General features: G+C 73.0%; 20 protein-coding genes and 1 tRNA gene. 6 read left to right on the top strand and 15 right to left on the bottom strand.

Annotated features, from left to right (window positions below; translation table 11 throughout):
• Nucleotides 1–8: 8 nt before the first annotated feature.
• Complete coding sequence (locus AB0637_RS12990) at nucleotides 9–1,163, bottom strand: dihydrodipicolinate synthase family protein (RefSeq protein WP_366172854.1); 1,155 nt, start codon at nucleotides 1,161–1,163, stop codon at nucleotides 9–11.
• Nucleotides 1,164–1,216: 53 nt separating this feature from the next.
• Nucleotides 1,217–2,365: a Gfo/Idh/MocA family oxidoreductase gene (locus AB0637_RS12985; RefSeq protein WP_366172747.1), complete on the bottom strand. Its 1,149-nt coding sequence runs from the start codon at nucleotides 2,363–2,365 to the stop codon at nucleotides 1,217–1,219.
• Nucleotides 2,366–2,445: 80 nt separating this feature from the next.
• Between AB0637_RS12985 and AB0637_RS12980 the strand changes: the two genes are divergently transcribed.
• The 4 genes from AB0637_RS12980 (at nucleotide 2,446) to AB0637_RS12965 (ending at nucleotide 6,394) form a co-directional block, all read left to right on the top strand.
• Nucleotides 2,446–3,222 carry a TIM barrel protein gene (locus tag AB0637_RS12980; RefSeq protein ID WP_366172745.1) on the top strand — a complete coding sequence of 259 codons (777 nt, stop codon included), beginning with the start codon at nucleotides 2,446–2,448 and terminating at the stop codon, nucleotides 3,220–3,222.
• A 126-nt stretch (nucleotides 3,223–3,348) separates the two neighbouring features.
• The gene (locus AB0637_RS12975) at nucleotides 3,349–4,410 is read left to right on the top strand and encodes an efflux RND transporter periplasmic adaptor subunit (RefSeq protein ID WP_366172743.1); all 1,062 of its coding nucleotides are present in this window, start codon (nucleotides 3,349–3,351) and stop codon (nucleotides 4,408–4,410) included.
• Entirely contained in the window at nucleotides 4,407–5,162 is a 756-nt protein-coding gene (locus AB0637_RS12970) for an ABC transporter ATP-binding protein (RefSeq protein WP_366172741.1), read from the top strand. The genes AB0637_RS12975 and AB0637_RS12970 overlap by 4 nt, the downstream gene beginning before the upstream one ends.
• Nucleotides 5,162–6,394 (top strand): ABC transporter permease, encoded by a 1,233-nt coding sequence (locus tag AB0637_RS12965; RefSeq protein WP_366172739.1) that lies wholly within the window; start codon nucleotides 5,162–5,164, stop codon nucleotides 6,392–6,394. The genes AB0637_RS12970 and AB0637_RS12965 overlap by 1 nt, the downstream gene beginning before the upstream one ends.
• Nucleotides 6,395–6,409: 15 nt before the next feature.
• On the opposite strand, the gene manD is transcribed toward AB0637_RS12965, so the two are convergent.
• The 6 genes from manD to AB0637_RS12935 form a co-directional block, all read right to left on the bottom strand.
• Nucleotides 6,410–7,627, bottom strand: coding sequence for a D-mannonate dehydratase ManD (gene manD, locus AB0637_RS12960; protein ID WP_366172852.1), 1,218 nt, complete (start codon nucleotides 7,625–7,627; stop codon nucleotides 6,410–6,412).
• Complete coding sequence (locus AB0637_RS12955; RefSeq protein ID WP_366172737.1) at nucleotides 7,624–8,982, bottom strand: extracellular solute-binding protein; 1,359 nt, start codon at nucleotides 8,980–8,982, stop codon at nucleotides 7,624–7,626. Before AB0637_RS12955 ends, manD begins: the two co-directional genes overlap by 4 nt.
• Nucleotides 8,983–9,043: 61 nt before the next feature.
• Nucleotides 9,044–9,946, bottom strand: coding sequence for a carbohydrate ABC transporter permease (locus tag AB0637_RS12950; RefSeq protein WP_366172735.1), 903 nt, complete (start codon nucleotides 9,944–9,946; stop codon nucleotides 9,044–9,046).
• Nucleotides 9,939–10,901 carry a sugar ABC transporter permease gene (locus tag AB0637_RS12945; protein ID WP_366172733.1) on the bottom strand — a complete coding sequence of 321 codons (963 nt, stop codon included), beginning with the start codon at nucleotides 10,899–10,901 and terminating at the stop codon, nucleotides 9,939–9,941. Before AB0637_RS12945 ends, AB0637_RS12950 begins: the two co-directional genes overlap by 8 nt.
• Nucleotides 10,902–11,060: 159 nt before the next feature.
• Nucleotides 11,061–12,230, bottom strand: coding sequence for a Gfo/Idh/MocA family oxidoreductase (locus tag AB0637_RS12940; protein WP_366172731.1), 1,170 nt, complete (start codon nucleotides 12,228–12,230; stop codon nucleotides 11,061–11,063).
• Nucleotides 12,227–13,303 (bottom strand): Gfo/Idh/MocA family oxidoreductase, encoded by a 1,077-nt coding sequence (locus tag AB0637_RS12935; RefSeq protein WP_366172729.1) that lies wholly within the window; start codon nucleotides 13,301–13,303, stop codon nucleotides 12,227–12,229. The genes AB0637_RS12940 and AB0637_RS12935 overlap by 4 nt, the downstream gene beginning before the upstream one ends.
• 134 nt (nucleotides 13,304–13,437) lie before the next feature.
• Here AB0637_RS12935 and AB0637_RS12930 point away from each other — a divergent pair, with 134 nt between their 5' ends.
• Nucleotides 13,438–14,466 (top strand): LacI family DNA-binding transcriptional regulator, encoded by a 1,029-nt coding sequence (locus AB0637_RS12930; protein WP_366172727.1) that lies wholly within the window; start codon nucleotides 13,438–13,440, stop codon nucleotides 14,464–14,466.
• Between the two features lie 31 nt (nucleotides 14,467–14,497).
• Here the strand turns inward: AB0637_RS12930 and AB0637_RS12925 are convergent, their stop codons facing one another.
• The 7 genes from AB0637_RS12925 to AB0637_RS12895 all read right to left on the bottom strand — a co-directional run bounded on the left by AB0637_RS12925 (nucleotide 14,498) and on the right by AB0637_RS12895 (nucleotide 20,029).
• On the bottom strand, nucleotides 14,498–15,862 hold the full coding sequence (locus tag AB0637_RS12925; protein ID WP_366172725.1) for a cystathionine beta-synthase: 1,365 nt from the start codon (nucleotides 15,860–15,862) through the stop codon (nucleotides 14,498–14,500).
• A 36-nt stretch (nucleotides 15,863–15,898) separates the two neighbouring features.
• Entirely contained in the window at nucleotides 15,899–16,246 is a 348-nt protein-coding gene (locus AB0637_RS12920; RefSeq protein ID WP_366172723.1) for a hypothetical protein, read from the bottom strand.
• Between the two features lie 11 nt (nucleotides 16,247–16,257).
• On the bottom strand, nucleotides 16,258–17,082 hold the full coding sequence (locus AB0637_RS12915; protein WP_366172722.1) for a Bax inhibitor-1/YccA family protein: 825 nt from the start codon (nucleotides 17,080–17,082) through the stop codon (nucleotides 16,258–16,260).
• A gap of 120 nt (nucleotides 17,083–17,202) precedes the next feature.
• Nucleotides 17,203–17,286, bottom strand: a tRNA-Leu gene (locus AB0637_RS12910).
• 88 nt (nucleotides 17,287–17,374) lie between these two features.
• Nucleotides 17,375–18,694: an FAD-dependent oxidoreductase gene (locus tag AB0637_RS12905; RefSeq protein ID WP_366172720.1), complete on the bottom strand. Its 1,320-nt coding sequence runs from the start codon at nucleotides 18,692–18,694 to the stop codon at nucleotides 17,375–17,377.
• A 9-nt stretch (nucleotides 18,695–18,703) separates the two neighbouring features.
• Nucleotides 18,704–19,567: a uracil-DNA glycosylase gene (locus tag AB0637_RS12900; protein ID WP_366172718.1), complete on the bottom strand. Its 864-nt coding sequence runs from the start codon at nucleotides 19,565–19,567 to the stop codon at nucleotides 18,704–18,706.
• 18 nt (nucleotides 19,568–19,585) lie between these two features.
• The gene (locus AB0637_RS12895) at nucleotides 19,586–20,029 is read right to left on the bottom strand and encodes an SRPBCC family protein (RefSeq protein WP_366172716.1); all 444 of its coding nucleotides are present in this window, start codon (nucleotides 20,027–20,029) and stop codon (nucleotides 19,586–19,588) included.
• Between the two features lie 38 nt (nucleotides 20,030–20,067).
• Here AB0637_RS12895 and AB0637_RS12890 point away from each other — a divergent pair, with 38 nt between their 5' ends.
• On the top strand, nucleotides 20,068–20,436 hold the full coding sequence (locus tag AB0637_RS12890) for an MmcQ/YjbR family DNA-binding protein (RefSeq protein WP_366172714.1): 369 nt from the start codon (nucleotides 20,068–20,070) through the stop codon (nucleotides 20,434–20,436).
• Nucleotides 20,437–20,606: the final 170 nt, after the last annotated feature.

Below are 20,606 nucleotides of genomic sequence, written 5' to 3'. Positions count from 1 at the left end.
TGGCGGGGTCAGCCCAGACCGTGCACGGCCAGGTACTGCCGCATGCGCCGGGCGGCCCCGGCCGGGTCGGACAGGACGCCGGCCCGGTCGGCGAGCACGAACGTCTGCGCCTGGTGCACGGCGCTGCGGGCGGCGTGCAGCCCCCCGACCATCGCGTACCCCGGCTGCCGGCCGTCGAGCCAGTTCAGGAACGCGATGCCCGCCTTGTAGTACGGCGTGGGGGCCCCGAACACGTGCCGGGCCAGCGGGACGGTCGGGTCGAGCGCGGCCCGGAACCCGGCGGTGTCCCCCGCGTCGAGCCGCAGCAACCCGGCCGCGGCGACCTGCGGGATGGCCGCGAAGATCCCCAGCAGCGCGTCGCTGTGGAACTCCCCGTCGCCGGCGATGAGGTCGGGGTAGTTGAAGTCGTCGCCCGTGTAGAGCCGGACACCCGCGGGCAACCGGCGCCGCAGGGCGCGCTCGTGGTCGGCGTCCAGGAGCGAGACCTTCACCCCGTCGACCCGGGAGGCGTTGGCCTGCACCAGGTCGCAGAACGCGTCGGTGGCCGCACCGACGTCGCGCGACCCCCAGTACCCGGCCAGCGCCGGGTCGAAGACCTCCCCCAGCCAGTGCAGGACGGCGGGGCGGCGCACCTGGGCGAGCAGCCCGGAGTACAGCTCGAGGTAGTCGTCCGGACCGGTCGCCGCGGCCGCGAGGTGCCGGGAGGCCATGAGGATCGGCTGGGCGCCCGCGTCCTCGACGAGGGCGAGCTGTTCCTCGTACGCCGCCCGGACCGCGGCCAGGGGGTGCAGACCGGGGTCGAGCTGGTCGGTGCCGACGCCCGCCGCGATCCGGCCACCGACCGCGGCGGCCTCGGCGGCGCTGCGCCGCACCAGGTCCGCGGTCGCGGGGAAGTCCAGCCCCATGCCCCGCTGCGCCGTGTCCATCGCCTCGGCGACCCCGAGGCCGAGGGACCACAGGCGGTGCCGGAAGGCCAGCGTGGCGTGCCAGTCGAGGACGGCCGGCGCACCGGGGACGTTCTCCGCGTCGACCCGGGGCACGACGTGGGCGGCCGCGAACACCGTGCGGGACACCGCCGGACCGCTCGGGACCTCCCACGCGACGGGGGCGTGGACCCGGTGCTCGACGAGCTCGACCGTCCCCGAGGCCGACCGCTGGGGCAGCCGGACGACCTCGTCGAGCAGGGCCCGGTCGGCCGTCGCGACGCTCGAGACCGTCACAGCACGATCTCCTCGAGCTCCACGCGCCGGCCCTCGGCCGAGGACTTCAGACCCGCCTCGGCCAGCCGCACACCGCGTGCACCGGAGAGGAAGTCGTAGGGGTGCGGGGTGTCGGCCACGACGTGCCGGACGAACTGCTCCCACTGCGTCTTGAACCCGTTGTCGAACGTCGTGTTGTCCGGGACGGGCAGCCAGTCGTCGCGGTACCGGTGGGTCTCGGGCAGGTCCGGGTTCCAGACCGCCTTGGGCGTGGCGGACCGCGGCTGCACCTTGCAGCCGAACAACCCGGCGACGGCGCTGCCCAGCGTGCCGTCGACCTGGAACTCCACGAGTTCGTCGCGGTCGACGCGCACGGCCCAGGAGGAGTTCAGCTGCGCGACGACGCCGCCCTCGAGCTCGAAGATGGCGTAGGCGGCGTCGTCGGCCGTGGCCTTGTACGCCTCGCCCTTCTCGTCGTACCGGACGGGCAGGTGGGTGACGGCCCGCGCGGTGACGGCCTCGACGGGGGCGATCGTCTGCTCCAGCACGTAGTTCCAGTGGCAGAACATGTCCGCGACGATGCCGCCGCCGTCCTCGGCGCGGTAGTTCCAGCTGGGCCGCTGCGCGGGCTGCCAGTCGCCCTCGAAGACCCAGTAGCCGAACTCCCCGCGAACCGAGAGGATCTCCCCGAAGAACCCGGACTCCACGAGGCGGCGCAGCTTGACGAGGCCGGGCAGGAACACCTTGTCGTGCACGACACCGTTCTTGACCCCGGCGCTCGTCGCGGCGCGGGCCAGGGCGATCGCGCCCTGGAGCGTCTCGGCCGTCGGCTTCTCGGTGTAGACGTGGCGGCCGGCCGCGATCGCCTTGAGGATCGAGACCTCGCGCGCCGACGTCAGCTGCGCGTCGAAGTACAGCGGGTAGTCGTCGTCGGCGAGGGCGCCGTCGACGTCGGTGGTGAAGTTCTCCAGGTCGTGGCGCCGGGCGATGTCGCGCAGCTTCTCCTCCGACCGGCCGACCAGCAGCGGTTCGAGCTGCACGCGGGAACCGTCGGGCAGTTCCACACCGCCCTGCTCGCGGATCGCCAGGACGGACCGCAGCAGGTGCTGCCGGTACCCCATCCGACCCGTCACGCCGTTCATGACCACCCCGAGGCGTTGCGTCATCGCGGCCTCCTCCTGACTCGTTGGGAATGCGCTTTCCAGAGGCTAGGCCAGCGGACGCCGAACGTGCAAGGATCGACCGCGTGCTGATCCCGGGGCTGTGCTCGGTCACCTTCCGCCGACTCGACCCGCCCACGGTCCTCGCCCTCGCCGCCCGCGCCGGGCTCGCGACCGTCGAGTGGGGCGCCGACGTGCACGTCCCGGTCGGCGACCTCGTCGCGGCCCGCGACGTCGCGGCCCGCACGGCCGAGGCCGGACTCACGGTCGCCTCCTACGGGTCCTACGTGCGCGCCGGCGTCCCCGGCGGACCGGACGTGGACGAGGTCCTCGCCACCGCCCGGGCCCTGGGCGCCCCCCGCGTCCGGGTCTGGGCCGGGGACACCGGGTCGGCCGACACCCCCGACCGCGGCCCCGTCGTGCGGGCCCTGGCCGACCTCGTCCACCGCGCCGACGACCTCGGCCTGCAGATCGGCACCGAGTCGCACGGCGGCACGCTGACGGACACGACACGCTCCACCCAGCGCCTCCTGGCAGACGTCGACGACCTCGTGGGACGTCCGCTCCTGTCGACGTACTGGCAGCCCACGGTGGACGCCGCCGACGAAGCGGCCCTTCGGGAACTGACCCTCCTCCTCGACCGCGTCAGCACCGTCCACGCGTTCTCCTGGTGGCCGGGGACGACGCGGAACCCCCTGCGCAGCAGGGAGTCGCTCTGGACCGGCGTGGCCGGAGTCCTCGCGCGCTCGGGCCGTGACCACGACGTGCTGCTCGAGTTCGTCCCGGACGACGACCCCGACGTCCTCGCCCGCGAGGCGGCGACCCTGCGGGAGTGGTTGAGCGCGGGACCGCCGACTCGCTGACTTCCGGCACCCTGTCCCTCCCCCACCGGCCTCACAGCCGCTGCTACGTTCCGGCCCAGCCGATCGGGGGAACGGCAGAGGCACCGTGCACCAGCGACCCCCGGCTGCTCGAGATGAGGTGTCGCCGTGGGTGTCGTCCGCACCGTCGTGTTCCCTGCGCTCAGGCTGGTGGTCTGGGCGCTCATCGCCGTCGCCCTGCTCTGGATCGCCTTCGTCCGCACGGGGAACCGGGACACCGACGCCGCCGCGACCGCGTCGGCGGTCGTCCAGCCGCCCGCCACCTCGATCACCCGGGGCGACGTCGTCAACACCGTCGCCCTGCAGGGGACCATCCAGGCCGACCCCGCCACCACCGTCAAGGCGACGGCCGCGGGGCAGGTCGGCAAGGTGCGGGCCGAGGTCGGCCAGGCGGTCGAGAAGGGCACGCCGCTGTTCACCGTCGTCGTGACCGTCGAACCCCCGGCCACGAGCGGCACGGGCGCCACGACCGGCGACCCCACCGCCGCCCCGACCACGCCGCCCGCCGCCACGACGAAGACCGTCACCGTGACCTCGACCGTCGCCGGCACCCTGGCCACGCTCGACGTCCTCGCGGGGCAGGACGTGACCGTCGGGCAGGCCGCCGCCACCGTCAGCCCCGGGACGCTCACCGTGTCCGCCCCGCTCACCCAGGCCCAGCAGTACCGCCTGCTCAAGGCGCCGACGAGCGCGCAGGTCACCGTCCCCGGCGGCCCCGGCACCTTCGAGTGCACGGGACTGCGCACGGGGACCCCGCCGAGCACGGGGACGGACGGGTCCGCGGGTGGCTCCCCCAGCGGGTTCGACCCGTACACCGGCATGCCCGCCGACCCCTCCACCGCGATGACGGGGGCGAACGTGACGTGCGCCGTCCCGGCCGGCGTCCAGGTGTTCGCCGGCCTGTCGGCCGCCGTCGACGTCACGGCGGGCCAGGCCCAGGGCGTCCTGCTGGCCCCCGTGACGGCCGTCCAGGGCACCGTGGGCAACGGGAAGGTCTGGACCGTCGGCGAGGACGGCGCCACGACGGAGACGCCCGTGACCCTGGGGCTCACCGACGGGCAGAACGTCGAGATCACCGGCGGCGTGACCGAGGGGCAGCAGGTCCTGCAGTTCGTCCCGGGCACCGACACCCCCACCGACCCGGGCGGCATGTACGGGATGGGCTCGTGAGCACGGCCCCCCTGCCCCGCACCGACGCTCCCGTCGTCTCGCTGACGGACGTCTCCCGCTCGGTCCGCCTGCCCGACGGCACGGACCTGCACATCCTCACCGGCGTCGACCTGCACGTGGCCCGTGGCGAGCACGTCGCCGTCGTCGGGCGGTCCGGGTCGGGCAAGTCGACCCTGCTGAACATCGTCGGCCTGCTCGACGCGCCGACGAGCGGGCAGTACCTCCTCGACGGGGCGCCCGTCACGGGACGGTCCTCGCGCCGGACGGCGAAGCTGCGCGGCCAGACGTTCGGGTTCGTCTTCCAGCAGTTCAACCTGCTGCCCGGCCGCACCGCGACGGAGAACGTCGCCAACCCGCTGCTCTACGGCACGGGCCGGGAGTTCCTGCACCGCAGGCGCACCGCGCGCGAGATGCTGGAACGCGTCGGGCTCGGGCACCGGCTGGACACCATGCCCGAGAAGCTGTCCGGCGGGGAGCAGCAGCGCGTCGCGCTGGCCCGCAGCCTGGTCCGCCGGCCCCGCGTGCTGCTGGCCGACGAACCCACGGGCGCGCTCGACGTCGACACCGGCTCGGCCGTCATGGACGTGCTCGAGGAGCTCGTCCGCCGCGACGGCACGACCCTCGTCACGATCACCCACGACCTGTCGGTCGCGGCGCGTGCGGACCGGCAGTTCCGGCTCGACCACGGCGTGCTGACCGAGATCACCCGCGACCGCCTCGCCGCGGCGACGGCGCACCGGGAGACGCTCTGATGGGCCCGCTGACCGGTCTGCTCGCGGCCGTCACCGAGGCGTGGAGCGAGATCCGCGTGCACCGCGTCCGCGTGGTGCTCTCCCTCGTCGGGGTGTTCCTCGCGGTGTTCGCCATGACCACCATCACCGCCGCCGGGAACATGGCCCGCCAGATGGTCGGCGAGGGCAACGAACGCGCGGCGGGCCGCCCGGCGACGTTGGACGTCAGCGCCTACCCCAACGGGACGATGTCGGCCGAGACGACGGCGACGGCCCAGGCGGCGCTGCGCGAGGCCGCCGTCCGGCACGAGACGGCCTGGTGGGGGCTCACCTCCCAGGGCGGCGGGCAGCTCACCGTCCGCTTCCCCGCCGGGACCCAGCTCGTGCAGGCCTCCGCGGTCGACCCCAGCTTCGGCACGATGCACCGCGTCATCACCGACCAGGGCCGCTGGTTCACCGGCGCCGACACCACGGCGTTCTCGCCGCGCCTCGTCGTCAACCAGGCGTTCGCCGACCAGCTCGGCGGGTTCGACCCGGCCCGGCCGCCGACCGTCGTCCTGGGCGGCCAGACGCCCGTCACGGCCACGGTCGTGGGGATCTCGGCGGGGGCGAGCTACGACGCGCAGACGCCCGGCGCCTACGTCCTCAACGCCGACGTGGCCCGGTGGAACCTCACGGGGGACCCCGCGAACGGCTCCCCGCCCACCCTGGAGATGTGGGTGCCGAACGCCGACGCCGACGCGCTCGTGGCGGCGCTGCAGACCGAGGTCCAGGCGAGCCTGCCGGGCTACTCGGTGTCGGTGTGGCGTCAGGACTCGGGCGAGGAACTCGGGATCATGGACAAGGTGCTGGCCTACGGCGTCCGCGGCGTCGGGGTCTTCGCCCTCGTGCTCGGGGGCATCGGCGTCCTCAACGTCGGGCTCGTCACCGTGCGCCAGCGGGTCCGCGAGATCGGCGTGCGCCGCAGCTTCGGAGCGACGGGCGCCCGGGTGTTCTTCGCGGTGCTGCTCGAGTCGGTCGCTGCGACCTTCGTCGCGGGGTTCCTCGCGGTGATGCTCTCGATCATCCTCGTGTCGAACTTCCCGCTGCAGGCCGTCCTGCCCGCCGGGGTCACCCTCGAGGACGTGCCGCCGTTCCCCGTGTCCGCGGCCGTGGAGGGGTTGCTGGCGGCCACCGCCGTCGGGGCCCTCGCGGGGCTCGTCCCGGCGACGATGGCCGTGCGGGCGAAGGTCATCGACGCGATCCGCTACTGAGCGACGGCCCGCACCTCACCAGTCGTGCAGCGTGCCGTCCAGGCGACGGGCGACGGGGAGGTACCGCGGTTCGTACGGGAACCGCGCCGCGGCCTCCTCGTCGAACTCCACCCCCAGCCCGGGGGCGTCGCCGGGGTGCATGGACCCGTCGGCGAAGGAGTACGACGTGCGGAACACCTCCCCCGCCGGTTCGCGGTGGCCCATGTGCTCCTGGATCCCGAAGTTCGGGATCGCGAGGTCGAGGTGCAGGGCCGCCGCGTGCGCGACCGGCGACAGGTCACCCGCCCCGTGCGCACCCGAGCGCACGCCGTACAGCTCGGCGAGGGCGTAGACCTTGCGCAGGTGCGAGATCCCGCCGGTGTGCGAGACCGAGGTGCGCACGTAGTCGACGAGCCGCTCGGTGATGAGGGTCTGGACGTCCCAGATGGAGTTCAGCACCTCGCCCACGGCGAGCGGGGTCGTCGTGTGCGCGCGGATCGTCCGGAACGCCGTCTGGTCCTCGGCCGGGGTGGCGTCCTCGATCCAGAACGGACGGTACGGCTCGAGGGACCTGCCGAGCCGGGCCGCCTCGATGGGCGTCAGCCGGTGGTGGACGTCGTGCAGCAGGTGCACGCCGAACCCGAACCGGTCGCGGACGGCCTCGAAGACCCGCGGGGCGAAGTCGAGGTACGACGTGGTCTCCCACGTCGTCTCCTCCGGCCGCGCCCCGCTGGCCGGTTCGTAGATCCGTCCGTCGTGCTTGCTGACGCCGTAGGTCCCGACGACCCCGGGGACCGCCGCCTGGATCCGCACGGCCCGGTACCCCTGCTCGAGGTGCTCGGCGACGCGGTCGAGGAGTTCGGGCACGTCCCGGCCGTCGGCGTGCCCGTAGACGAGCACCCGGTCGCGGGACGCACCGCCGAGCAGCTGGTGGAGCGGCAGCCCGGCGGTCTTGCCCTTGAGGTCCCACAGCGCCACGTCGACCGCGGCGACGGCCGTCATCGTGACCGGACCCCGCCGCCAGTAGGCCCCCTTGTAGAGGTACTGCCAGGTGTCCTCGATGCGGGCGGGGTCGCGGCCGACGAGCAGCGGGCAGACGTGGTCGCGCAGGTAGCTGGCGACGGCCAGCTCGCGCCCGTTGAGGGTCGCGTCGCCCACCCCGACGAGCCCGTCGCTGGTCTCGACCACGAGCGTGACGTAGTTGCGCCCGGGTGAGCTGACGACGACGCGCGCGTCGGTGATGCGCGCGGTCAGAGCATCCCCTTGGCCGTCGAGAGGGTGCGCGCGGCCGCGTCGGCCGGCTTGCTCCGGCCGAACAGCTGCTCGGTGCCGATCGTCGTGAACTCGGTGTTCCAGGCCGACGCGCCGGCCGGGGTGACCTGCGGCGGGTCGACGACCTCCGAGGCGATGGCCTGGGAGAACTCCAGGGCGATCTTCGACTGCGGCGTGAGCACCGACGCGATGTCCTCCTGCACCTTCGGGATCGCGGGGATGCCGCGCTCGGTGGTGAGGATCTTGGTCGCGGCGGGGTTGGTCAGCATGAACTCGATGAACTTGGCGGCCGCCGCGCTCTGCTTGCTGCGCGCCGAGACGGACCAGTACATCGAGGCCTTGTTGACCATGCGGGGCGACTCGCCCGTCTTCTGCGCCGGCAGCCGCAGCAGCTTCAGCTCGTTGCCGCTGGCGGCGGCGAAGGCCGAGATCTGCGTGTGGAACTGCAGGTGGAACGCGGACTTGTTCGTCGCGAAGAGGGAGGCGTCCAGCGCCGCGGTGCTGTTCTCGCTCTGCACCGAGGCCGCGGGCGTCGCACCGGAGGACATGAGCGCGTCGGCGTACTCGAAGTAGCTGCGCACGTTCGCCTCGTCGGCCTCCTTCTCGTCCTTGCGCGGGAAGATCTCCTGCTCGAACTGCCGCACCCAGGCCCCGACCTCTGCGGTGCCCGAGCCGTAGCCGTCGAAGCCGACGACGCCCTGGGCGCCGAGCTTGGCCGAGACCTGCGCCGCGGTGTCGCGGAACTCCTCCCAGGTCCACGTCTTGTCGTCGGGCATCGCGATCCCGGCCTGCTGGAGCAGGACGGGGTTGACGCCGACGGAGAAGTTCCCGACCCCGATGGGTGCGCCCACGAGCTTGCCGTCGACCTTGCCGGTGTCCAGGACCTTGCTGTCCATCGCCGACAGGTCCAGGTCGTCCTTGACGCTGCCGAGGTCCAGCAGCGCGCCGCGAGTGCCGTAGGCGGCGATGTAGGCCTCGTCCATCTGGATGACGTCGGGCGAGTCGTTGGCGGCGGTGCTCGTCGCGAGCTTGTCCCAGTACGACGTCCACTCGGAGTTCTCCACCGAGACCTTGATCCCGGGGTTCGCCTTCTCGAACTCCGCGGCGGCCTGCTGCGTCAGCTTGAGGCGGGAGTCGTTGCCCCAGGTCGAGACGCGCAGGGTGCCGCCGCCGGAGGCCGAGGAGCCACCGGAGCTGCCGGGGGCGCAGGCCGCGAGGGCCGTGAGGGACCCGGCCGCGGCCAGGGCCGTGACGGCCTGGCGCCGGCTCGGGGCCAGAGCCGGGAGGGAGGCCGAGAGGGAGGTCGGGAGCGGAGGGGTGCGGGGCACGTCGTTCATGTCAGCGAGGCCGTTCTCGTCGAGGGTGAGCGGTGCGGTGGTGGTGGGTACGAGCGGGAGGTCACTTGCCGCCGGTGGTCGCGATCCCCTTGACGAGGAAGCGCTGACCGAAGAGGAAGACGAGGAACAGCGGGACGAGGGTCACGATGGACATCGCGAACATCGCGCCCCAGTTGCTGCCGCTCGTGGCGTCCAGGAACTGCTTGAGGGCGACCGGCACCGTGTAGGCGTTGGGGTCGGTCAGGTAGATGAGCGGGGTGAAGAAGTCCGACCACGTCCAGATGAAGGTGAAGATCGCCGTGGTGGCCAGTGCCGGCCCCATGAGCGGCAGCATCACCCGCAGGAAGATCCGGCCGTGGCCGCAACCGTCGATGCGGGCGGCCTCGTCGAGCTCGCGCGGGATCCCGCGGATGAACTGGACCATGAGGAAGATGAAGAAGGAGTCCGTCGCCAGGAACTTCGGCAGGATCAGCGGGACGAACGTGTTCACCCAGCCGAGGTTGTTGAAGAGGATGTACTGCGGGACCAGCACGACGTGGATCGGCACCATGACCGTGATGAGCATGATCGCGAACCAGAACGTCCGGAACCGGAACCGGCAGCGGGCGAACGCGTACGCCGCCAGCGAGCAGGCGAAGAGGTTCCCCGCCACGGCCCCGACGACGACGATCGCCGAGTTGACGATGTAGTGCCCGAACGGCTGCGCCAGCGCGGTCCAGCCACCCGTGTAGTTCTGCAGCACGAGGTCGTTGATCCACAACCCGGGCGTGCGGAAGATGACCTCGGTGGGTCGGAAGCTCGAGACGAGCAGCCACAGCAACGGGTAGACCATGACGACGCTCACCGCGATGAGCACGAGGTGCTTCACGGTGGAACGGGCCAGCGACCGGCCCGGACGGCGTCGCACGGTGGTCGGCCGGGGCACCGCCGCGAGCGGGGCGGGGCTCTCCTGGAGATCAGTCATCGTAGAACACCCAGAACCTCGAGAGCAGGAAGTTGAGGGCCGTCAGCACCCCGACGATGAGGACGAGCAGCCACGCCATCGCGGCCGCGTACCCCATCTCGAACTGGCCGAAGCCCTTCTGGTACAGGTACAGCGAGTAGAACATCGTGGAGTCCGCCGGTCCCCCCGTCCCGCCCGAGACGACGAACGCCTGGGTGAACGACTGGAACGCGTTGATGAGCTGCAGCACGAGGTTGAAGAAGATGATCGGCGACAGCAGCGGCAAGGTGATGCGGCGGAACCGGGTCCACCGCGTCGCCCCGTCGACGGCCGCGGCCTCCATGTACATGACGGGGATCTGCCGCAGGCCCGCGAGGAAGATGACCATCGGGGACCCGAACGTCCACACGTGCAGCAGGATGATCGTCCAGAGCGCGTAGCTCGGGTCGGAGACCCACCCGATCGAGGACTGGATCCCCACCGCACCCAGCAGCTGGTTCACCAGCCCCTCGGTGCCGAACATCTGCCGCCACAGCAGCGCGATCGCGACCGACCCGCCCAGCATGGAGGGCAGGTAGAAGATCGAGCGGTAGAGCGCCAGCCCGCGCATGCCGCGGTCCAGGACGACCGCCACGACGAGCGCGAAGGCGAGCTGCAGCGGCACGCCCACCACGACGTACGTGAACGTCACCTGCAGCGAGTGGTGCAGCCGGTCGTCGTTCAGCATCTCGACGTAGTTCTGGATGCCGATCCACGACGGCGGCTGCAACAGGCTGTACTGGGTGAAGGACAGGTACAGGCTGGCGAGCATCGGCCCGATGGTGATGACGGCCAGGCCGAGGAACCACGGTGCGAGGAAGAGGTACGCGGCCTTGTTGTCGCGGCCGTTCTCCCGGCGCAGGGCCTTCTTCTCCTCCGGGGTGCGGGCCCGGCCGCGGCCGGTCCGCAGGGTGGAGAGTTCGGAGATCGCGCTCACGGCTGGTGCCTCCCGCGGTGCGGGAGGTCGGACGGTCGCGCCGTCCGTCGCGGGAACCGACTGTGGGACATGGACACACCTCTCCGGTCGTCGTCGAGTCGAGGGGTGGTGCTGGGCGCGGGTGCTGCAGGTCCTGCGGGTGGAACCGTGGGAGGACGGTCAGGCGCGGGTGAGGCGGGCCGAGACCCGCTGGGCCGACAGCCCGCCGTCGAGGCTGCGGTAGAACGGCCGGTCGGGGGTGAGGTCGGCGCGCGCGACGGTCCCACCCTCCAGGGAGGAGGCGTAGAGCGCGGTGACGAACTCCATCGTCGGACGCGTGCTGGCGAGCGTCGTCGGGTGGGGGCGGCCGGCGAGCAGGTCCCCGACGAGGTCGTGGATCTGCGCGGCGTGGTTGGACGGCACGTCCTCGCCCGCCGAGGCCGTCCAGACGTCCTGCAGGGACCCGTCGTGGTCGGCGTTCCGCCGGCCGGCGCCGGGGTCCTGGCCGTTGGCCGCAGCGGTCCGCGCGTCCGGCAGCGGGTACCAGGACCAGTCCGCGTCGGCGTACCCGTAGAGGTGCTCGACCTCGAGCGTCCCACCGGTCGTGTCGATCCGGATGCGGCTGGTCTCGCGCGGGGACAGCAGGCTCGTCGTGACCGAGGCGACCGCCCCGCTGGTGAACGTCACCGACGCGGTCGAGACGTCCTCGAACTCCACGGGGCGCGCCACCCGGGCGGCGACGGCGTCGACGGTGCTCCACTCCCCCAGCAGGTGCAGGAGCAGGTCGATCTGGTGGATGCCGTGCCCGAGGGTGGGACCGCCACCCTCCCCGACCCAGTTCCCGCGCCACTCCGGGTCGAAGTAGCTGTCGGGCCGGTACCAGAGCGTCTCGCAGACGGCGACCTGCGGGACCCCGAGGGACCCGTCGGCCAGGAGGCGGTGGGCGCGCTTGGCACCCGAACCGTGGCGGTGCTGGAACACGACGAACACCGAACCGGGGGCGACGGCCTCGGCCTGCGCGATCCGGTCCATGTCGGCGAGGTTCACCGTCGGGGGTTTCTCCAGGAGCACGCAGACGCCGAGGCCGAGGAGTTCCACGGTGGTGTCGGTGTGCGTGCCGGGCGGCGTGCAGACCGACACGAGCTGGACGTCCAGGGCGGCCAGGTCGGCGAGGGAGTTGATGGCGGTCGCCCCCACCTCGTCCGCGAACGCCTGCGCCGCAGCGGGTGAGACGTCGTGGACGGCGACGAGTTCGACGCGCGGGTCGGCCGCGTAGGCCCGGCCGTGCGAGCGGGCGATCCCGCCGCAGCCCACGATGGCGACGCGCAGGACGTCGGGGTTCCCGGTCACTTCGCGGCCCCGGCGAGGCGGGCGTCGCGCTGCGCGACCAGGGCCAGCCGCATGACCTCGAACGTGTGCGCCTGCGGGCAGGCCGTCTCGGTGCGGTTCCGCACGTCGTGCACGAGGGCCGGGTAGTACGGCAGGACGACGTCGGAGCAGTCGATCCGCTGGGTCGTCTCACCGTCGACGAGGAACAGGTGGTCCCCGCCCTCGCGCCCGGCGAGGTCGACGTACTTGCGCAGTTCGATGAACCCCTCGGTGCCCAGGATGGTCGTCCGGCCGTCACCCCACGTGGGCAGGCCCTGCGGCGTGTACCAGTCGACGCGCACGTAGCCGTGGGCGTGGTCGGAGGCGAGGGTGATCTCACCGAAGTCCTGCATGCCCGGGGAGTCGGGGTGGGTGTAGTTCGCGACCGTGCTGGCCACGACCTCCCCCGTGCTGGACCCGGTGTAGAAGAGGAACTGGTCGATCTGGTGGCTGGCGATGTCGGTGAGGATCCCGCCCGTGCGGTTCCGGTCGTAGAACCACTCGGGCCGGCCGGCGCCGCCGGCGAGGTGGGCGCGGTCGCCCTCGCGGTGCGGACCGAGGCCGATGGTCTGCACGACCCGGCCGATGCGGCCGTCCTGCACCAGTTCTCCGGCCTTGACGGCGGCCCGGACCTCGAACCGTTCGGAGAACGTCACCGACCAGAACCGACCGGACTCCGCGACGGCCTTCTCGACCTCCTCGAGCTGGTCGAGGCTCACGCAGCCGGGTTTGTCGGCCACGACGTCCTTGCCGTTCCGCAGGGCCTGGACGGCGATGGGGCCGCGGCGGTCGGGGACGGCCGCGGTGACGACGACGTCGACCGTCGGGTCCGTCAGCAGGTCGTCGACCGCGCGCCACGGCACGTCGGGCCAGCGCTCGGCGACGGCGCGGGCGACGGCGGCCGCGGGGTCGTCGGAGGCGAAACCCACGAGTTCGCAGTCCTGCCCGAGCAGGCCCGCGATCTGCCCGAGGGCGTGGGGGTGGTCGAGACCGACGGCCGCGAAGCGCACGGGCCGGTCGGGTGCGGCAGGTCGTCCGGTGGGAGGTGTGCTCACCGGGGAACCCCTCTCGAGAGGCGACGGCGATCACAGAGTGATCGATAATCTTCGTTGACTGCCGGTACTGTAGTTATCGATCACTCGGGGTGTCAACGACATTCGGGAAGCGGTTTCCCGAGAGGTGGGCCGTGGTGCGAGAGAGCACGCAGACCAAGAAGGCGACCATCTACGAGGTGGCGGCCCTCGCCGGTGTCTCCCACCAGACGGTCTCCCGCTACCTGCGCGGGACCGGTGGTTTGCGACCGGACACGTCCGAACGCGTCCAAGCGGCGATCGGTGAGCTGAACTACCGGCCGAACCTCATCGCGCGGTCCATGCGCACGCGCCGGACGGGCCGCATCGCCATGCTCGTCCCCTCCACGACGGGTCTGCCGCTGCGGCTCATCTCCGCGGTGGTGTCCGTCGCGCACGACGCCGGGTACGGGGTCGACCTCATCGGCCGCGAGGGCGCCGCGGGAGGCGCCGACCACTGGCAGGCCGTCGCCGACTCGGGCGAGTTCGAGGGCATCCTCACCCTGGGGTCGGGCCCGCACACCCCGCAGGCCACCGGCACGACGGCCGTCGTGGCCGTGTCCAACTACGACGACGACCTGCGCACCCGGGGAGCCCTCGCCGACGGGGCGGCCTGCGGCCAGATCGTGCGGACCCTGGCCGACCTCGGCCACGAGCACTTCCTGCACGTCAGCGGGCCACCGGAGTACGCCTCCGCCCGCAACCGCCAGCAGGTCTTCCTCGACACGACGGCGGAGCTGGGCCTGTCGGCGACCGTCGTCCACGGCGACTGGAAGGGCCGGTCTGGCCACGACGCCGTGATGGGACTTCCGCGGGACACCCCGATCACCGCCGTCGTCGCGGGCAACGACCACTCGGCCCTCGGCGCGGTGCGGGCGGCGGTCGAACGCGGCTGGCGCGTCCCGCGCGACCTCAGCGTCTTCGGCTGGGACGACCACGACTGCGGCCGGTTCAGCACCCCGAGCCTGTCGACCGTGGCCAACGACGTCGAACGCCAGGGCCGGGAGGCGGCGCAGCGGCTCATCGCCCTCATCCGCGGCGAGGAACCGCCCGCCCCCGACCTGCGCTCGCTGCACACGTTCCTGCCGCGCGAGTCGATCGGCCCGGCACCGCTGAAGCGTCCGCGGCTGCGGCCCCCGCACGGCTGAGCCGGCGGGGGCACCTCACCCCGTCAGGACGTCAGTGCGAGAGGGCGAGGTAGGCCAGCAGGTCGTGCCGGGTGATGACCCCGACGGGCTTTCCGTCCTCGACCACCACGGCCGCGTCGGCGGTGGAGAACACCTCACGGGCGTCCGTGACGGACTGACCGGCCCCCACGAGCGGCAGCGACGGTCCCATGTGGGCGCTCACGGCGTCCGACATCTTGGCCTTGCCCGTGAACAGGGCGTCCAGCAGGGCCCGCTCGTTGACCGACCCGGCGATCTCCCCGGCCATGACGGGGGGTTCGGCGCCGACGACGGGCAGCTGCGAGACGCCGTACTCGCGCATGATCCCGATGACGTCGTGCACGGTCTCCGTCGGGTGCGTGTGCACCAGCGCGGGCAGCCCGGCCGTCTTCTGCCGCAGCACGTCGCCGACGGTGCCGCCCTCCTCGGAGTCGAGGAAGCCGTAGGACGACATCCAGTCGTCGTTGAAGATCTTCCCGAGGTAACCGCGGCCCGAGTCCGGCAGCAGCACGACGACCACGTCGTCGGGGCCGAGGTCCTTCGCCGCGCGCAACGCCGCGACGACGGCCATGCCGCAGGACCCGCCGACGAGCAGACCCTCCTCGCGGGCCAGGCGGCGCGTCATCTGGAAGGAGTCCGCGTCGGAGACGGCGATGATCTCGTCCGGGACGGAGGGGTCGTAGGCCGAGGGCCAGAAGTCCTCCCCCACCCCCTCGACGAGGTACGGCCGGCCGGTCCCGCCGGAGTACACCGAACCCTCGGGGTCGGCGCCGACGACGCGCACCGGGCCCTGCTCCTTGAGGTAGCGGCCGGTGCCGGTGATCGTCCCGCCCGTGCCGACCCCCGCGACGAAGTGCGTGACCTTGCCGTCGGTGTCGGCCCAGACCTCCGGGCCGGTCGTCTCGTAGTGGCTGCGCGGGCCGTGCACGTTGGCGTACTGGTTGGGCTTCCAGGCGCCGTCGATCTCCCGCACGAGGCGGTCGGAGACGGAGTAGTACGACTGCGGGTCCTCCGGCGGCACGGCCGTCGGGCAGACGACGACCTCGGCGCCGTAGGCCTTGAGGACGTTGCGCTTGTCGACGCTGACCTTGTCGGGGCAGACGAACACGCACTTGTACCCGCGCTGCTGGGCGACGAGGGCGAGCCCCACGCCGGTGTTGCCGCTCGTCGGTTCGACGATCGTCCCGCCCGGCGTGAGGGAGCCGTCGGCCTCGGCGGCGTCGATCATGCGGGTGGCGATGCGGTCCTTCACGGAGCCGCCCGGGTTGAGGTACTCAACCTTCGCCAGGACGGTGCAGGCCAGGCCCTCGGTCACCTTGTTGAGCTTGACCAGCGGGGTTCCGCCCACGAGGTCCACGACGGTCTCGGCGTAGCGCATGGGCCCATCATCCCAGGCGCGGGAGCGCGCTCGGCACTACAGGGCCGAGCGCACCCGGAGGAGGACGTCGTGGGCGGCGGCGAGCGCCGCGTCGTCCCCGTGGCGCACGACGTCGGCGCCGACGACGGCGAGCTGGTCCCCGAGGCCGTGGGTGGCCAGGCGGGGCAGCGGACGGTGCGGCTGCCCCTCGGCGTCGGCTGCGAGGTCGGCGAGTTCCTGCGCCCCCGCGCGCACGACGTCGGCGGCAGAGGTGTCCCCGCCGGGACGGACGCGGTCCAGGCGCGTCAGGGGCAGCCCCCGGATGCGGTCGGTCTGCAGGGCCAGGAGACGCGAGAGCTCGGTGCGCCGGGGGTCCGGCGCACCGAGCTCGTCGGTGGTGCTCACGCTGCGGAGCGTCAGTCGTTGCCGCGCAGGATGGCGATGAGCCGCAGGATCTCCAGGTACAGCCACACCAGCGTCACCATGAGGCCGAACCCGGCGCGCCAGGACTCCTTGACCGGCAGGCCGTTGCGGATGCCCTGCTCGATGTAGTCGAAGTCGAGGACCAGGAACAGCGAGGCCAGGACGACGCCGAAAGCGCTCACGAGGATGGCCAGCGGACCACCGCCGGAGTAGACGCTGCCGAACCCGGCGAGCGAGGCCACCAGGTTCACGAGCCCGAAGACGAGGTACCCGACACCCGCGATGAGCAGGATCTTGGTGAAGCGCGGGCTGTTGCGGATGATCCCCGTCTTGTAGGCGAGGAGCATGCCGGCGAACGCGGCCAGCGTGCCGAGGACGGCCTGCTGGACGATCCCGTCGTAGAGGAACGCGTAGAACGTCGAGATGGCACCGACGAAGACGCCCTCGAGAGCCGCGTAGGCGAACATGACGCCCGGGCGGACCTTCTTGGACACCTGCGCCCAGATCCCGAGGACCATGGCGACCAGGGCCGGGACGATGACCAGCCCGAAGCCCATGCCGTTGCGGACACCGAGGTACCCGACGCCCGCTCCGACGAGCAGGACGGCGAAGAGCGACGCCGTGCGCAGGACGACGTCGTCGAGGGTCATGCGGCGCGACTGCGCCGCGGTGGCGGACGGCTTCTGGTACCAGTCCTCGAGCGTGTGCGCCGACGCGTCGGCGGGACGCCGCTGCCCCGAGCTGGGTGCGTCGAACGTCGCGTAACCGTTGCGCTTCCACTCGTTGCTGCGTGCGAAGACCGGGTTCTTGCTCTCCATGGCTCCCCTCCGGAGCGGATGCTGTTGACGGTGCCAACGCCCCGGACCCTGGAACGGTTCCGGACAAGGGGCCGGAGGAGGGTCACAGCATCATCACGATGGGACGGCCCCCGCGGTGGGTACCCGGGACGGGGATCGAACCCGCACGCCGCGAACGGCCCGGGGGTTTAAGCCCCGTGCGCCTACCAGTTACGCCACCCGGGCTCACGCCCACCACCGCGAGGCCGATCCTCTCAGCCGGGACGCCGCGAACGGCTCGGGGGTTCACGCGTGGTGCGCCTCGGCGGGGCGGTCAGGACCGCGCGGCCCGCTCGAACTCGGCGAACGGGTGCGACAGCGCCGTCATCGCGACGGCCTCGCGGTGGAACAGCGCGGCCTGCACCCACCCGAGCAGCACCCCCGCCTTCCGGCTCGCGGTCGGCACCTTGGACAGGTGGTAGAGCCGGTGCACGAGCCACGCGGGGTACCCCCGCACGCGCAGGCCGCGCAGCTCGGCGACGCCCTGGTGCAGGCCGAGGGAGGCGACGGAGCCGACGTCGGCGTGCCGGTACTCGCGCGGTCGGGCCCCGCGGACGACGGCCAGGACGTTGTCGGCCAGGCACCGCGCCTGCCGCACGGCGTGCTGGGCGTTCGGCGCGCACGTCGCGCCGGGGCGGGTGAGGTCGGGCACGGCGGCGCTGTCCCCGGCGCCCCAGGCGTCCGGCACGCCGTCGACGCCCAGGTCCGGGCGCACCCGCAGCCGGCGCTGCCCGTCCAGCGGCAGGTCCGTCGCCTCCAGCACGGGGTGCGCCTTGACCCCCGCCGTCCACACGACGGTGCCCGCCTCCAGGACGCGCCCGTCGGACAGGACGACCCGACCTCCGGTGCACGACGTCATGGTCGTCTCCAGGGCCACCTCGATCCCCCGGTCCCGCAGGACGTCGAGGGCGTAGCGCCCGAGCCGTTCGCCGACCTCGGGCAGGATCCGACCGGTCGCCTCGACGAGGACGAAGCGCAGGTCACCCGCCGACAGGCCGGGGTGCAGCCGCAGGGCGTACCGGGCCATGTCCTCGAGTTCGGCGATGGCCTCCACCCCGGCGTACCCGCCCCCGACGAAGACGAAGGTGAGCGCCCGGGCGCGGGCGAACGGGTCGGCCGCCGTCTCGGCGAGGTCGAGGCGGCCGAGGACGTGGTCGCGCAGGTGGACGGCCTCCTCGACGGTCTTGAACCCCACGGCGTGCTCGGCCAGCCCCGGCACGGGCGCCGTCCGCGCGACCGACCCGGGGGCCAGGACGACGACGTCGTAGGCGAGGTCCCGCTGGACGCCGTCGGCCGTGCGGACGGTGGCGCGACGGTGGGCGTGCTCGAGCGCGACGACGTCGCCCGTGACGACTTCTGCCCCCTCCCCCACACCGGACAGGCTGCGCCGCAACGACACGACGACGTTGCGGGCGTCGATGGAGCCGGCCGCCGCCTCGGGCAGGAACGGGTGGTAGGTCATGTACCCGCGGGGGTCGACGAGCGTGACGCGCAGTTCACCGGCGCGCGCCCGGCGCAGCAGCCGCAGGGTGGTCGTGAGCCCGACGTGACCGCCGCCGACCACGAGGACGCGAGTGGGGGCGGTCGGGGGCACGGCCGCAGCTTACGAGCGGGTCCCTCGACGGGTGCGCTCCGCGCCCCCCGGCGCCGCGCCGACCGCGGCCGCCCGGGCGACGACCGCGTCGAGCATCGCCTCGGTGAGCCGGCCGGTCGAGGTGTTCTGCTGGCTGACGTGGTAGCTGCCGAGCAGCAGCACCGGGCCGTGCGGGCCACCCAGCACGGCCTCGGCGCCGTGGCCGAACCGCGGCTGCGGCCGCGGCACGTCCCAGCCCGCACGGCGGGCCGCGGTCAGGGCGCTGGCCCAGGCGAAGCCCCCCAGGGCCAGCACCACCCGCAGGTCGGGGGCGACGAGGGCGAGTTCGGCGTCCAGCCAGCCCGCGCACGTGTCGCGCTCGGCGGGCGTCGGGGCGTTGTCCGGCGGCGCGCAGCGGACGGGGGCGACGATGCGCGTGCGCCGCAGCTCGAGGCCGTCGGCGGCGTGGACGGACGTCGCCTGGTTCGCCAGCCCCGCCCGGAACAGCGCCCGCACGATCCAGTCGCCGGAGCGGTCGCCCGTGAAGACGCGGCCGGTCCGGTTGCCCCCGTGCGCCGCGGGGGCCAGCCCCCAGACGAGGACCTGCGGCGCCTCGACACCCAGGCTCGGGACCGGGCGACCCCAGTACGGCTCGGACCGGAAGGCGCGCCGCTTCGTCCGGGCCACGTCCTCGCGCCACTGCACGAGCCGTGGGCAGGCGCGGCAGACGCACGTCCGCGCGGACAGCTCGGCGAGGTCGGTCCGCGCGAGCTCGCGGACCTGCCCGGCGTCGTGGGCCACGGGCGTCGCCGGGGACGACGGGTCCCCCGGCCACCCGGCGCCCGGCGGGACGGGTGAGTCGAAGGGCTCCCCCGTCCCGGGGTGCACGCTCACCGGTGCTTCACGGGTGCGTCACCGGGCCACGGCGTCCGCGAGGTTGTCGAGCAGCTCGCCGTAGATCCGGTCCAGCCCGCGCGGGGCGAACGTGCGCTCGAAGAAGCCGCCGATGCCGGTGGCGCCCTTCCACTCGCTCGTCACGACGACCTCGGAGGCGTCGGGACCGTCGTCCTCGACCCGCCAGGTCGTCACGAGCGTGGAGTTGCCGTCGCTCTCGACGAGGGCGTGCCGGTCGGTCGCGCTGACAGTGGCGTGCACGTCGCGGACCCGCTTCTTCGTCGCGTGCAGCTTCCACCGCACCTGCGTGCCCGGCCCCTGACCGCCCTCGACCACCTCGTAGTCGGTGAACTGCTCGGGCAGGAGGCGGGGCCGCGTGCCGCGGTAGTCGGCCAGTGCGGCGAGGACGCGGCTCGCGGGCGCGTCGATGCGTCGAGTGGTCGTGGCGGTCACGGTGCTCATGCTTCCCAGCCTGCCAGAACTGCGGTTGGCTTCCGGGCATGGTGACGAGCGGCGCGCTGCGCACCTGGGCCCTCGAACCGCCCGGGACCCACGAGGAGGAGACGTGGGGCGCCGCGACCTTCCGGGTGGGGCGGAAGGTCTTCGTCATCCTGCGCGAGGAGGACGGTGGTGGCACGGCGTCGGTCAAGGCGTCGCAGGCCGACCAGGCCGAGCTCATCGCCGGCGACGCGCACACCTACGGCATCGCCTCGCACGTCGGCCGGTTCGGGTGGGTGCAGGTGCGGCTGGCCTCCGCCGACCCCGTCGAACTGCGCTCGGTCGTGCTCGAGGCGTGGCGGCGCACGGCCGGCAAGCGCCTGCAGCTCGCCCTCCCCGACCACCTCCGCGCCCTCCTGCCCGACCGTTGACCCGCGCTCCGCGGGGGGGGTGGGATCGTTGACGCATCCGGCTCGACCTACGAGCCGCTACGGCGTCGACCGGTGGGCCAGTACGTCATCACGAGGACGGCGGCCCCGGTCGAGGCGACCTCCTCGACGGCGCGCAGGACGTCCGCGGGCCGGGTGCGGTTGGCCAGGCA

Origin of the sequence: Kineococcus sp. NPDC059986, from assembly GCF_040702905.1 — a bacterium.
Taxonomy (GTDB): Bacteria; Actinomycetota; Actinomycetes; order Actinomycetales; family Kineococcaceae; genus Kineococcus.
The sequence above is the reverse complement of the archived record's forward strand: the minus strand, read 5'-3'. Positions and strand labels throughout refer to the sequence as shown.

Coding starts and splice junctions, on each gene's coding strand:
- AB0637_RS12965 (WP_366172739.1), top strand. CDS start 5,162: ATGGGCCCGCTGACCGGTCTGCTCGCGGCCGTCACCGAGGCGTGGAGC.
- AB0637_RS12895 (WP_366172716.1), bottom strand. CDS start 20,029: ATGAGCACCGTGACCGCCACGACCACTCGACGCATCGACGCGCCCGCG.
- AB0637_RS12890 (WP_366172714.1), top strand. CDS start 20,068: ATGGTGACGAGCGGCGCGCTGCGCACCTGGGCCCTCGAACCGCCCGGG.
- AB0637_RS12950 (WP_366172735.1), bottom strand. CDS start 9,946: ATGACTGATCTCCAGGAGAGCCCCGCCCCGCTCGCGGCGGTGCCCCGG.
- AB0637_RS12985 (WP_366172747.1), bottom strand. CDS start 2,365: ATGACGCAACGCCTCGGGGTGGTCATGAACGGCGTGACGGGTCGGATG.
- AB0637_RS12955 (WP_366172737.1), bottom strand. CDS start 8,982: ATGAACGACGTGCCCCGCACCCCTCCGCTCCCGACCTCCCTCTCGGCC.
- AB0637_RS12915 (WP_366172722.1), bottom strand. CDS start 17,082: ATGGAGAGCAAGAACCCGGTCTTCGCACGCAGCAACGAGTGGAAGCGC.
- AB0637_RS12925 (WP_366172725.1), bottom strand. CDS start 15,862: ATGCGCTACGCCGAGACCGTCGTGGACCTCGTGGGCGGAACCCCGCTG.